This window comes from Methanofervidicoccus abyssi, assembly GCF_004310395.1.
Classification (GTDB): domain Archaea; phylum AGJL01; class Methanococci; order Methanococcales; family Methanococcaceae; genus Methanofervidicoccus; species Methanofervidicoccus abyssi.
The window spans coordinates 167,789-181,528 of sequence record NZ_BFAX01000004.1 but is presented as its reverse complement, the minus strand read 5'-3'; the positions used below and the strand labels follow the sequence as shown (position 1 = coordinate 181,528).

The window sequence follows — 13,740 nt, the reverse complement described above, 5'->3', positions numbered from 1 at the left end:
TATAGTTTTTTTATTGTAATATGATACCAGTGATATATCCTGCAAATGTGGAGAGTATTACTACAAGGGCTAAGTAGGTAATAGCTTTTTTACTTCCAAATACCCTGGAGATTGTAAGTACAGTAGGGATACTTAAACTTGGTCCTGCTAAGAGTAGAGCCATAGCAGGCCCAACACCCATCCCTAAATCCATCAAAGCTTTTACAATAGGCACCTCGGTTAGTGTTGCGAAGTACATAAGGGCACCTAATAAAGACGTGATGAAGTTCGAAAATATGGAGTTTCCACCTACGTATTCACTGATGTACTGAGGTGGGAGGAATGCGCTTATTAGACCTGCTATAGCTACACCTATTATAAGGAGAGGAAATATCATCTTAATTAGGACATAACTCTCGGAGAGCCAGGATTTTATCTCTTCAGGTTTGTACCATCTCTTTACAACTATAATCAAGACTACAATGAGGATAGCTGTAATAACATGTTTAGTGAGTATTTCACCATAGATAGGTATGTTCAAGAAAGGTGCAAACTTTGGAGAAGCTGTTATTGTGAGGAGTATCAACAACTGTATGAGGAAGAATATTAGAGTTTGATACCAAGGCTTAGAGGTGATACTTCTTACACTTCTCCTTATACCTTTACTCTCCACTCTCTTTCTGTCCTCCCTTCCAAAGAATAGTTCCATAGCTAGTCCTATAATTATAGAGAAGGTTATAGCATACAAAGCCCTTAGGAATCCAATATCCCATCCAAAAACAGCTGCCGAGTAGAAGATTGCAAGAATGTTGATGGCAGGTCCTGAGAATAGTAAGGTGGTAACAGGTCCTATACTTCCTCCCCTCTTGTAGAGACTGGTAACCAGTGGTAGTATAGTACAGGAACACACTGCAAGGATACATCCACTTACAGCGGCAACGAGGTAGGATATTCTTTTAGGCGTATCTGGGCCGAAGTACTTCAGTATGAACTCTTTATTTATCATGGTACTAATACCTCCTGCCATAAGGAAGGCAAATGTTAACGCTATTAATCTATTGACACTTAGATAGTCTAATACTGTTTTCATCATAATATTCAAGGTATAGGTAAGTAATCCCGAGATATACATTGAACCACCTCTAAGTTATATAACATTAAATCCGAAAATTCTTATATTTATTACTTTCGATTAATTGATACATTGAAATTTATTTTAAAAATATTTAAATATATGGATAAAAAGACTGTAAAAAAATATTATTGTTTTATATGTTGGAAATTATTAACTTTGTCAGTATCTTACTTAGATAGGCAACTTTCTTTGGTTTTAGTATTATCGAAGAGTGTTTATTCCCCTTGTGAAATCCTATAAGTACAGATGCGCTTCTCTTTTCATCGGCAGGGAGGATGGCTATGGATATTCTATTTCCATTACCTGCAAAACATGTACCAACATCTTTTATCTTCCTTAGCATTACACCATCTTTTTTAAAATTCTTGGTTATATTTTCTGCAGATATAGCCCCGTATTCTAGTAAAGTTGTGAGTAGAGAAGCACTTTCAAGATCCATCTCTATTGATTCTATCTCTTTATCGTTTTCATCTACCATCTTCAATTTGACACTACCTTCACTATACTCTGGAATTATTGCTATCCCACGGTTACTAACCACCCTCATCCCTTCACCCTCTAAATTTTTAAAAAAACGTTATAAAATAAAGATACCTATTTCTACTTTATTTTAATATATATACATTACGTATAATTAACGAAGAAGATATACAGTAATCTCTTAACACTAACTCCAGGTGAAAACGTTGATACCGGCCTATCTAAGGAAAGAAATACTTGTTATAGGATGTGGAAATGTCCTATTTGGAGATGATGGGTTTGGATATGAGGTAATTAAGAGATTGGAGGAGATGGATCTTCCAGACAACGTAGGAGTTATAGATGCAGGGGCTGGGAGTGCCTACTATATAATATCTCTGTTGGATGAAGAATCTTCAGTTAAGAAGTTAATAGTTGTCGATATCATCGATTTCAACTTACCTCCAGGGACTTTGAAAAAGTTGAGAGTCGAAGATCTTCCAAGGATTGAGAAGTACAACTTTGACGCCCATGACGTGCCCTTAGCGCCCTATCTTATAGATGTCTATAAGAGAGGAATAGAGGTGGTGATAATAGGTTGCCAGGGGAAGGAGATATCCTGTCCAGATATAAAGATAGGGCTCTCTAAGGAGGTTGAAAGATCTATTGAAAAGGCTGTTGAGATGGTTTTAGAGGAAATTAAAAGAGAGAAATAGTTACCTCAAAATTTCCCAGGCCTGTTCCCTTGCAACCTCTCTTCTTTCATTTAGATCTTTTAAGAACTCCGTCAACTTCTCATAACATAATTTTTTACACCTTCCACAGGTTAGATCTCCAGATCTACACCTCTCGTATATCTCTCTAAGTTCCCTATCATCATCTACTAGATGGTATAGATAGAGTTCATATACAACACACTTTTCAGGCACACCTCCGTACTTTCTATGATCCTCCAAGGTTTCCCTACCTCCAGTTTTACAGGACATTACTTTCTTTCTAAGCTCTTCAGAGGGTTTATCACTTAGAAATATAGCAGTTTCCTCCTTAGAGGAGCTCATCTTACCTCCAGTTAATCCTGTCATAAACCTGTGGTATGTGGAAGATGGATGTATAAAGTTGTATTCTTTACACCTTCCAGCAATATCCCTCGTCAACCTTATATGGGGATCTTGATCTATTCCCACAGGAACCAAGACTGGCATTCTTTCTTCCAGTTGAGGATGGAGTATATCTGCAACTTGAATTATAGGGGCGAAGATATGTCCTATATTTGTCTCTCCACTAAAACCATATATAGCTTTCATCTCACTGAGATTTACCCTCTTTGCCAACTTCAGCGCTAGATCCTTAACTACACTATTCTGAGATTGTAGGTAGATACGGGTATTCTTCAAGGTGAGACCTAGAGCTATATAATTAGTAATATACTCTTCAACTGCCAACTTCTTAATCCTTTCAAAATCTATTCCCCGAGCCCAGTAGGCCTCTAGATCTGCTATTGGGATGTATATCTCTGCATTGTAATTTTGATAGTATATAAGTTGATCTACCACCATCTTATGTCCAAAGTGCATCCTCCCAGAAGGCATCATACCACTAACCACTGCAAACCTCTTACCCCCTCTTATACACTCTACTATATTCTCAAAGTCCCTATGGCCAAATATTACTCCCCTTCTCATTAGACGATGGGGGGTCTCCAGTTTATTTAGTATGTCTTTAAACGGTTTTATTCCAAATTTTTCCATCGTCTCTTTATAATCTATATCTTCTGAAACCTCCCAGGGCGTTATCAACCTCTCACCCTTTTGATAGTATAGCAAAAAGTTCGATTGAATTCAATATTAATATTAATTAATTATTATTAAAATTATTAATATTAAAATTATAGAGTTAAAATGAATTTAATCATTAAAGGGTCCATCTACACATTATTTCGTATAATTTCCAAATCATACTATCTTCTTCCAGATGGTGCCCTTTGGTGTATCCTCCAGTTGGATACCTACCTTTTTTAACATCTCTCTAATCTCATCTGCCAATGAGTAATTCTTCTCCCTTCTTAACTTATTACGTATATTCACCACCATATCAACGAGACGTTTAAATTCTTCATCTTCGCCCTGAGAACTCTCATAATACTTGTTGAATATACCAAATATCTCACCAACTACCTTGAAAAAATCCTTTGCAAGGAGCAACGTGCTTCTAGTAGGTCTGTTAGATACTGTTATATACCTGTTAATACAACTAGAGACTTCAAACACACATTTAAGGGCCTCCGGGGTATTGAAGTCTTCATCCATAGCACTGTAGAACTTAGCCCAGAAGTTAGTTAAAGTATCGTAAACCTCCCTATCGTCCTTCTCAAGTCTGTATTTCACTTCAGCATCTCTAAGCATGGCTTCTATATTTTCCAAAGTGTTGTAAAGTCTCTCTAAGGCATTCGCTGTATCTCTTAATTCTTCCTCACTGTACTCCAGTGGAGATCTGTAATGTCTCTGAAGTAGGAATAACCTTACAACTTCAGGTTCGTACCTTCTGAGGATCTCCTTAAGAGTTACATAGTTTTCCAAACTTTTACTCATCTTCTCATCATTCACAGTTACAAAACCTGTATGTATCCAGTATTTAACCCAGGGACTTTTACCTGTATATGCCTCACTTTGGGCTATTTCGTTTTCATGATGTGGAAATATGAGATCACTACCTCCTCCGTGGATATCGAAACACTCTCCAAGGTACTTAATAGCCATAGTAGAGCATTCTATATGCCATCCAGGTCTCCCTCTTCCCCAGGGACTGTCCCAGGATGGTTCACCAGGTTTTACAAACTTCCACAGTGCAAAATCTGCAGGATCTCTTTTATTGAGATCTTTAACCCTGTGTACCTTTTTTTCATCTAACTTTACATTACTTAATTTTCCATAATTTTTAAACTTCCTAACATGAAAGTAGATTCCATCTTTAGATATATAGGCGTATCCCTTTTTTATTAACACATCTATAAACTGGATTATATCGTCTATATGTTCAGAAACTTTGGGATAGACATTTGCACCTTTGACTCTCAACTTCTCCATGTCTTCAAAGAAGGATTTAATATATCTGTTGGTAAGATCTTCTATAGATACCCCTTCCTTCTTACTACGGTCTATGATCTTGTCGTCTATATCTGTGAAGTTCATAACAAACTTTACGATGTAGTTTCTATGTTCTAAATATCTCCTTATGAGATCAAACACTATGTAGGTTCTACCATGTCCGAGATGAGCATCATCGTAGACTGTAGGACCACAGACATACATCTTAACTACAAGTTTCTCAAGAGGTTTAAACTCCTCTTTCTTCTTTGTTAGTGTGTTGTAGATCTTCATAAGTATCACATAACTTTTAGAGTTGTAGCAGATATAGTAAGAAGTAAGAAGCCTACCACCTTTTTAAAGTTTAGATCATCTTAATCATCTATTTAGATAATTTAAAATTTTTATAATCTTTATACTCAATCACGTAACATTAATTTCAAAACTTGTAATATTCTTAATCTCCAAATAAAAGTAATAGTTAAAATATAAAATAAAATATAAAAATAATTAAAAAAGATAAGAAAACGTTAAAAGGAGAAAAGTAGTTAACGAAATTTTTTCTTCTCTTCTAGTGTTAAGGATCATGTAAATAAAGAGTGTTTAATTATTGTTATTATCTTCTTTGGAGTGATCCTGAGAACTGAAAAACCCTGAAGGAGACAAAGTTTATATCTACAAAACTCTGGAGATAGTAATAAGATAAAAAATGAGGAGATAGATTTTAAAAATAATAAATATCTACTCATAATTGATATAATATTTCCCACTTCTAAAATTTAGAGGAAAAGAAGACCTCCTAATATCTCCTAGTTTCGTTATTATTAATATATTATTAATATTCTGTTATATTTTTTTAGGAATCTATTATTTCCATTATAACAATTTTAATTACACTTTTTTATATAATAAAAAACATTAACCTATCAACTCCCTAATGCACTCTACACACTCCTTTATAGCTCTATTAAGTATCTCCTCTCCGAGTTTTCTATCTATTTTTACTCCATACTTCTCAACGATCTTTGCATCTCTATCTATCAACTTATTATTCTCCCTTGCCTCCTTCAATCCTACCATACCTATTTCAGGATATTTACTGGGATGGTGATCTTCTATTTTATCCTCCCTTGCAATACCTATAACACTTCCAACGGATACCTCTTCAGTTCCAGCGTGAATAAATGTGATATTCTTCATTACTATTTTTAGATTAAACTCCTTCTCTAAATCGCCCAAATACTTAGAGATAAGAATATTACCTCCATGACAGTTTACTATCAACACCTTTTTAATACCTAACTTCCTACTCCAGGAGAGTATATATCTTAAGTAATCTACTATTTCTTCAGGTTTGTTGTGTATCCCGTGTTTTACATATGAGTACTCTGTTGAAGGCAACACTATCCCTAAGAATTTGGCACCTGTTATCAAGGAAACCATCAAGGATATATAGGATGCTATCTTTACATCTGTATCTATGGGAAGTGCAGAGCCGTGATTCTCCAAGAAGGAACCTAAGGCGATAACGCCTACCTCATGAACCTTCTTATCTATTATATTTCCTGCTTCCCATCTCAGTTCCAATATATCCCTCATCTTCAATGATTATCAGTGCATCTCCTACGTATCCACCTTTGCCCTCTTCTTTTACAAAGAGAGGGTTTATATCTATCTCTCTTATCTCTGGATACAACTCCATAATTAAACCAAGTCTCATCATAGTATCTACTACAAAGTCTATATCTCTCTTTGGACGTCCCCTTATCCCCTCTAATACCTTGTAAGATTTCAACTCCCTTAAAGTATCCAAGGCATACTCCCTTGTAATGGGATGGATTGCAAAGGAGACGTCCTTCATCACCTCTACAAACACTCCTCCTAACCCTACCATGATCACTGGGCCGAATACCTTATCCCTTTTCCCCCCTACGATAAGTTCCATCCCTTCGATGTATTCTTCTATAAGTACACCATCTATTTCGCCTTTAATTCCCCTCTCCTTTAGATAATTCTCTCCTCTTTCCATAATCCTGTGAAAAGTCTCCCCAACATCCTCTGGTTTTACTACAACACAACCGATATCAGATTTATGAGGTATGTATCTAGAACATATCTTCATCACAACATCTCCCAAGATACTACCGTAGTATTCAGCTTCTTCCAGGGTTTTTACTAAATACCCTTTAGGCACCTCTATACCATGGAGTTTTAAGAATCTCTTTGAGTTGTACTCGTTAGGATTGCTTAGGAGTTCTTTTATAGTATCCAAATTCTCTTCCTTAACCTCCATCAGCTGGGATCTTATATCTTCCAAGTATCTACAATCATCTTCCTGTACCTTCATAATACTGTACTTATAAGAACGGGAGAGTACTTCTACACCATTCTCTGGAGATATATAGGCAGGAACTCCATTTTTCCTTAAATAACTCTTTGAACCTTTTATAGATACTCCTCCAACGAAGGAGGCAACTATCACCTTTGACAATTTTCTCCTCTCTATCTCTTCCTTTATATCTACCACAACTTCAGCAACCTCTAAAGGTTTTGTCATCTCCTGAGGTGTCAGTATTACAAGTATTCCATTTATATTTTTATCTTCTATAAGGGTTTCTAAGGCGTGTCGGTACCTGTCGGTATCTGCATCCCCTATGAGATCCAGTGGATTGGATATAGATGATGTAGGTGGAAGATACTTCCTCAACTTTTCCACTGTTGAAGGTTCAAAATCAGGGAGCGTTAAATCATACTTCCTACAACTGTCTGCAGCCATCACACCAAAGCCCCCTGCATTTGTAACAATTCCCAACCCACTCCCCTCCATAAGAGGTTGGGTAGAAAATAGATGCATCAGATCTACCAACTCCTCGAAGGTTTCCACTGTAAGAACTTTTCCCTTTTTAAATACTGCACTGTATATCTGCATATCTCCTGCTAAACTTCCAGTATGGGAGGAGATAGCCTTCACTCCTTCTTCAGATCTACCTCCCTTAAGTGTTATTATCGGTTTAACCTTTGCCAACTTCCTTGCACTGTCTATAAATTTTTTATCTTTGATACTCTCTATATAGAGTACAACTACCTTTGTGGTGTTGTCCTGTATAAGATACTCCAGTATATCACTTTCCTGTACATCTACTTTATTTCCTAAACTTACAATCTTAGAAAATCCTAGATTTAAGAGAGGAGCTATATCTAACACAGCAGTTATCAGAGCCCCACTCTGGGATATAAATGTAATGTTGCCTTCTTTAAAGTACTCCTTACTGAAGGATGCATTTAACCTGTTGTACATGTTTATTATACCGAGACAGTTTGGACCGATTATTCTTATGTTGTATCTCCTACCTATGGTCCTTATTTCATCCTCTAAATGGTAGTTGCCCACTTCTGAGAAACCTGCTGAAATAACAACTGCTCCCTTTACACTCTTTTCTCCACACTCCTCCAACACTGTAGGCACATACTCTGCAGGTACAGCTATAACTGCCAAGTCTATACTTTCCTCTGGAATATCTAATATAGATCTGTAGCATTTGAAACCTAACACTTTACTGTACTTTGGATTTACAGGATACACCTTGTTATCAGGGCTGTATTCCACAAAAGCTTTTAAATTCTTCATTATTGAATAACCTACCTTTCCCTCGATATTGGAAGCACCAATTACTGCAACAGATTTTGGATTGAAGATAGCATCTAACATAACCTATCCCTATTTATATAATATGAATTAGCAATCAGAAATAATATCAATAATATCTTACATAACTTAATAATTAAATCTAACTTCTGTAAATAATTAATAAAAATATAAATATAATAAAAATAATAGCCATATTTAACATTAAAATAAATATTATAAAATATAATTTTAAAAAAGTTATCCAATATACCTTAAATCTTCGTCCCTCTGTCTTTTATCTTTCTCTCCAATCATAAGGTGCTCCCGTTCTAACTGTTTCTCGAATCTTCTGATTTTCTCTAAGAAGGCCTCCATCTCTTTAGCTCTCTTCTCTAATTCCTTCATATCTATCTCAATATTGAGAACCTTAGAGAGTACTCCCAACACTTTCCCTGCAGATTTTGGATCTATGAGATAGCCGGGAGTCTCTCCCATGAGACATGCTCCTTCAATTCCCATCAACTTTGAGAATGTTAACATCAAACCTGCAGCACCTACTATACCTCCACCATCTACCCTAAAGAGTGCTCCATGAGCCTTTATTTTCTCTGCAAGTTCCTTTGAGGTGGCAGCAACGTAGACAAGAGGGTCTTCCTTTATACGTCCTATACCAAATCCACCGAGGGTATAAGTTATTCTTGCACCGTATTTGATTCCAATCTCTACCAATCTCTTGGAGAGTTGATACTGCCCTATTGGAGATAGAGCCTGGGTATTTCCAGTGACCACCACCATAGGAATAGGCTCCCTTATAATGTAGATCTCGTTATTCATAGACTCCATAGTACCATCATCATTTACCAACACTTGAGGAGGAAAGTCATCACAGTAGATCTCCATAATCTTCTCTCCCTGAAACTCCTGTATAAGATGCTCCGCTGCTATCCTACCAACATGTCCTATTCCAGGAAGTCCTTCTATAAGTACTGCATCTTTTAGGGGTTCAACTTTTTTTATTACCTTTTCTATAATTTCGACCATAACCACACCCTAATTTTTTAATTATTATTTTTATTATTATTTTTGTTTTATATATTTTAGTTCCATTAAATAAAAAGAATATAACATTGTTATAATAAAAATCCCAATAAAAACAATTAGTAAAAAATGAGATAATAAATCCTATATCCCAGGATCTTTCCTGAACACTGAGATAAAGAGGAAAATTCTGTTATTATATTATCCTATTCATTCTTATTATTTATTGTTGATAATTTTTAAATTATCACTTAGATGGTAACTATTTATAATACTTTATCCCTATCTCTACTGTCGTATAACTTAAACAATTTGGCACATTTCTTCATATCTTTATCACTGATCTTTACCTCATCATGACTCTTTTTAAGTATGAGTGGATAACCTCTCATAGATATATCCCTTAGATTTATAAAAAAATTCTCGTCTAACTTTTTAAAGGATGTGATATTTAGAACTCCTCCCCTCCTATCCAACCTTACAAACTGATAGTACAACTCATTGATATCAAAATTGAATCTCTTTAAGTAATGTATATTGTAGTAGATGTCGTTATCCACCTCTTTTTTATCTGCCAGATTAACAGGTTTAGAATAACCAGTACCTTCTATTATTGAAAAGATCCCCATATCAGGAAGAGTCTTAAAGATAGAAGTTCCATCGTTGTATTTTTTAGAGTATATGCTCATTTTAGAGGTTTTTGATATTCCTACAAATTTATCCCCGTAGTTTTTAATAATCTCCCTTAGTAGTACTATATACTCAACCTGTTCCAGTATAACCCTAAGATTATTATCTTCAATATTCCTGACAGTATCTGTAAGAGGTGTTAATTTATTATTACTAAGATCTTCGTAGATTTCATTTTTTATATCTTTTTTATAATTTTTATAATACTCTACTATCTCCTCATAACTCTTTATAATTTCTCCGTTAATCCTACCTCCGTATATATGGGTCTGTATAATTAGAGAATAGAGGGAACCGTCAAATAGGTAGCAATCTATATCCTTGTTTTCAAAGTTCCAGAGTGCAGTTTTCAACTCCATGTTGATCATGTATAGTTTAAGCCTATACTCCATATACTTGTAGGGAATAACAATACCTGGTTCCCAGGAAGAGATGGAATCCTCTAATTTCTCCCCTACTCTGTTAGTATAGGAGACAGATCCCACCACGTAGAAACAGAAATCGGTATAATCTATCCTGTTGAAACTACCATCTCCTCCAGCAAATGTATATTCACATCCATTACCTTCGAAGTTACAACTTATCCAACTGTTGTTGTTATAAACTATCCGTTTATTATAGTCGATCCCCCTCTTTATCCTCTTTATCAACTTGGAGATCTCCTCCTTTTTACTAAGAATATAATAATACTTCAAAGGAGACACCTCATTAATTATTAAAAATCTAAATACATCCTTAAATATCAATCTTTTAATATTCTTATATATAGTTTTTATAGTAGTAGTATATAAACCCATCTTTAAAAATTAAAGCGTGATACTATGAAAGATGTGGAAAACAATGAGATGGATGTTATAAAGATAGCTGCAAGGGAGATGTTGAAAGGTTCAAAGATGCTGGGAGAACATTGTAAAGTTTGTGGTTTTCCCCTATTCGAAGATACCAGAGGAAATAAATACTGTGTATACTGCGAGGTAGTGAAGAAAAAGGAGGAGAAAGAGAGAAACAATATAACAGATATTAATAAAGAAGATAAGAAGGATACAGTGCCTCCCTACAGTAAAGATACTGGCATAAAAATATTAGAGAGAAAAATAGACTACTTATTTAAAAAGTTAGATGAAGAATACGATATCGCCAGAATAATGGAGATTACCGACGCCATCAAAGCTCTTCTAAAGTTAAAGTCTAAATTAGAATAGAGGCAATACACTTCCCACTGGAGGTGCAAAGGTGGGGACCTTGAGGGATTTCCATATAGTCATAGCCAGAGATAATGATTGATACTTCTCCCCATGCACCACAAATACCTTATTTGGAGTGGGTATCTTTTTCAGGTATCTTATAAGGGAGTTGTAATCTCCATGTGCGGAGAACTCTATCTTAACCACCTCTCCTCTAACAGGTATCTCGTTTTTGAAGGGTTTGATTACCTTTGCTCCTTCTTCCAATGCTCTTCCTAAGGTATCCTCAGCCTGATATCCTGTTAGGATAATCTTGTTGGTAGGATATTTGAGAAGTTTTAAATACTGGAGTACTGGACCTCCCTGGAGCATCCCTGAGGTGGATATTATAATACAGGGATCCTCATTGAAGACACTGCTATCAGCTTTCTTTACATATCCAAAGGGATTCTGTCCACATTCTAAAATCCTTTTCATCTTTGGATTCAGCCAGTGAGAGTAACTTAGATAGACTCCAGTGGTATGGATAATAGAACCATCTACATATACAGGTACTTCCTCCAAGGCTCCACTGTTCATATAGTGATATATTACACACATTATTTCCTGGGCTCTTCCAACTGCAAATACAGGTATTATTACCTTACCCTTTTTCTCGATAGTACTTGAGATCTCCTCTATAAGTTGTCTCTCTAATGTCTTCCTAGCAGGTTTTATATCTAAAGGTGAACCGTAAGTGGATTCTATTATAAGAGTATCTATCTCTTCTATATCTGTATCTGCAGGTTTCAACGTTCTAGTTTCCCTCTCGTTTATATCTCCAGTGTAGAGCACCTTCTTCCCATCTATATCTAAGTATATAGAAGAACTCCCAAGGATATGGCCAGCATCATACATTTCCATGGTGATATCTTCAGTTATTTTCTTCTTCTCCCTGTAATTTACAGTTTCTATAACATCCAGGGCTCTTTTTATCTCCTTTTCACCGTAAATTTTCGAGAGTTTTGAAACATCCTTCCAGAGTATATACATGAGATCTGCAGAAGGTGTTGTACAGTATATTTTCTTGAAGTTGAAACAGGGTATAGCTCCACAGTGATCTAAGTGAGCATGAGATACCAGTACAGCATCTATATCCTTCGGATCTATATTTGGTACAGTGTTTTTGTTAGGATCCATACCACAATCTAGAAGTATTCTGGATTTTTTTGTATCTATCTCTATACAAGACATACCTATTTGATGACATCCTCCGTGAAACCTAACTACCGGCATGATCTCCACGTTTTGATTTTGTAAAAATATATATAGTAGTTTTTAATAACTATTTAAAGTGAAGTAGTTTACAGGTTTATGGATAATTATAGATGTTCCAAGAACCATTTAAGTTGGAAGTTGGCAGTAGTGTCTATTTTTCTCTTTTTTATTATTTTAAAAAATTTATTTTGATCTCCCTCAATATTAAGATAATAAATAATAAAAAACTATTATAAAGATAAAAAATTAAAATTACCCTTTAAAGGAGATACCCCTTTATAATATGTCTTATTCTTTTACCAATTTTAATCTTATCTGTCTCCAAAATTAATCCTAAATTAACCACTTCTTCCTCTATTATCTTTCTCCTCTCCTTAGGTTTATGGGGCATCATAAGTCCAATGATTCCTCCTTCTCTCAAATACTTTATACCTTCTCTGAGGATCCTTAAAGAAAATTCTTCTCCATATTTTCCCCCACCAATTAACTCTACATTCCTGGCGTAGGCTCCTCCAAAACTCCTCTTAGATGGTACAGAATGTGGTGGGTAGAAAGGGGGATAAGATACGATTATATCGAACTTTTTACCTTCAATTTTGGTTATCCCTTCAATGACCTTGCCCTTAGAGTCTATTATTTTTATCCTATCCTCTAAGCTGTTTCTAATAACGTTATTCTTGGCCAACTCTATATACTCTTCTACAACTTCTGTGGCGTAGACATTGCACCTATAGTACTTTGCAATCATGATGGCAAGAATACCTGAACCTGTTCCTATCTCCAGTACATCGTCTATACTCCTTTTGTTTTCTTCTTTAAAACTCTCACATAGGTTTTTTATAAAGAGGTATCTACTGATAGGTGCTGGTATTAGAGCATCTCTGTGGAAATCCATATCTATGTTAAATACATATTTCAGTACAGTTTTGTTGTAGAGGTAGAGAGATTCTTTACTCTTAAAATCTATTCTTATTTTTCCGTTTTTGTAGTAGGTGTATTTTTTTAATTCCGGGTTTAGCTTTACAGCATCCTCTATTTTTAGTCCTAACTCCATAAGAATCCCAGAGTTTTTAATTATTGTAGTTTGGTATATAATATTTATTACAAAAAAACTATAAAGAGTTAAAATATATTATGGGAGTTGTAGCAGTAAAAAGGCATAACATTAGTATAAATATATTCAGAGAAGACTCTAAAAACATAAATGATCTGATTTACATATAACTTCAATAAAAAATAATAATAAAAAAAATAATTTTAATAAAAAATATATCTGAATTAATATAT

12 protein-coding genes are annotated in these 13,740 nt (G+C 35.1%); 2 read left to right on the top strand and 10 right to left on the bottom strand.

Going from position 1 to position 13,740, the window contains the following annotated elements; genetic code table 11:
- Positions 1–10: 10 nt before the first annotated feature.
- Positions 11–1,111: a permease gene (locus MHHB_RS05220; RefSeq protein ID WP_131007612.1), complete on the bottom strand. Its 1,101-nt coding sequence runs from the start codon at positions 1,109–1,111 to the stop codon at positions 11–13.
- Positions 1,112–1,247: 136 nt separating this feature from the next.
- Complete coding sequence (locus MHHB_RS05215) at positions 1,248–1,661, bottom strand: hypothetical protein (protein WP_131007611.1); 414 nt, start codon at positions 1,659–1,661, stop codon at positions 1,248–1,250.
- Between the two features lie 139 nt (positions 1,662–1,800).
- Here MHHB_RS05215 and frhD point away from each other — a divergent pair, with 139 nt between their 5' ends.
- Entirely contained in the window at positions 1,801–2,289 is a 489-nt protein-coding gene (gene frhD, locus MHHB_RS05210; protein ID WP_131007610.1) for a coenzyme F420-reducing hydrogenase, FrhD protein, read from the top strand.
- On the opposite strand, the gene MHHB_RS05205 is transcribed toward frhD, so the two are convergent.
- The 6 genes from MHHB_RS05205 to MHHB_RS05180 all read right to left on the bottom strand — a co-directional run bounded on the left by MHHB_RS05205 (position 2,290) and on the right by MHHB_RS05180 (position 10,716).
- Positions 2,290–3,369, bottom strand: a complete 1,080-nt coding sequence (locus tag MHHB_RS05205) for a tryptophan--tRNA ligase (RefSeq protein ID WP_131007609.1) — start codon at positions 3,367–3,369, stop codon at positions 2,290–2,292.
- Between the two features lie 156 nt (positions 3,370–3,525).
- On the bottom strand, positions 3,526–4,956 hold the full coding sequence (cysS, locus tag MHHB_RS05200; protein ID WP_131007762.1) for a cysteine--tRNA ligase: 1,431 nt from the start codon (positions 4,954–4,956) through the stop codon (positions 3,526–3,528).
- Positions 4,957–5,574: 618 nt separating this feature from the next.
- Positions 5,575–6,243: a 2-amino-5-formylamino-6-ribosylaminopyrimidin-4(3H)-one 5'-monophosphate deformylase gene (arfB, locus tag MHHB_RS05195; protein WP_192893828.1), complete on the bottom strand. Its 669-nt coding sequence runs from the start codon at positions 6,241–6,243 to the stop codon at positions 5,575–5,577.
- Positions 6,206–8,365 carry an acetate--CoA ligase family protein gene (locus tag MHHB_RS05190; protein WP_131007608.1) on the bottom strand — a complete coding sequence of 720 codons (2,160 nt, stop codon included), beginning with the start codon at positions 8,363–8,365 and terminating at the stop codon, positions 6,206–6,208. The genes arfB and MHHB_RS05190 overlap by 38 nt, the downstream gene beginning before the upstream one ends.
- A gap of 177 nt (positions 8,366–8,542) precedes the next feature.
- Positions 8,543–9,325, bottom strand: a complete 783-nt coding sequence (locus MHHB_RS05185) for a proteasome assembly chaperone family protein (protein WP_131007607.1) — start codon at positions 9,323–9,325, stop codon at positions 8,543–8,545.
- A gap of 263 nt (positions 9,326–9,588) precedes the next feature.
- Positions 9,589–10,716, bottom strand: coding sequence for a DNA double-strand break repair nuclease NurA (locus MHHB_RS05180; protein ID WP_131007606.1), 1,128 nt, complete (start codon positions 10,714–10,716; stop codon positions 9,589–9,591).
- 117 nt (positions 10,717–10,833) lie between these two features.
- On the opposite strand from MHHB_RS05180, the gene MHHB_RS05175 reads away from it, so the two are divergent.
- Positions 10,834–11,214, top strand: a complete 381-nt coding sequence (locus MHHB_RS05175; RefSeq protein WP_229701929.1) for an Sjogren's syndrome/scleroderma autoantigen 1 family protein — start codon at positions 10,834–10,836, stop codon at positions 11,212–11,214.
- On the opposite strand, the gene MHHB_RS05170 is transcribed toward MHHB_RS05175, so the two are convergent.
- Both MHHB_RS05170 and MHHB_RS05165 read right to left on the bottom strand, forming a co-directional pair.
- A complete protein-coding gene (locus MHHB_RS05170; RefSeq protein WP_131007605.1) occupies positions 11,206–12,471 on the bottom strand; it encodes an MBL fold metallo-hydrolase in 1,266 nt (421 codons plus the stop codon). The genes MHHB_RS05175 and MHHB_RS05170 overlap by 9 nt on opposite strands.
- A gap of 241 nt (positions 12,472–12,712) precedes the next feature.
- Entirely contained in the window at positions 12,713–13,507 is a 795-nt protein-coding gene (locus MHHB_RS05165; RefSeq protein ID WP_131007604.1) for an RlmF-related methyltransferase, read from the bottom strand.
- Between the last annotated feature and the right edge of the window lie 233 nt (positions 13,508–13,740).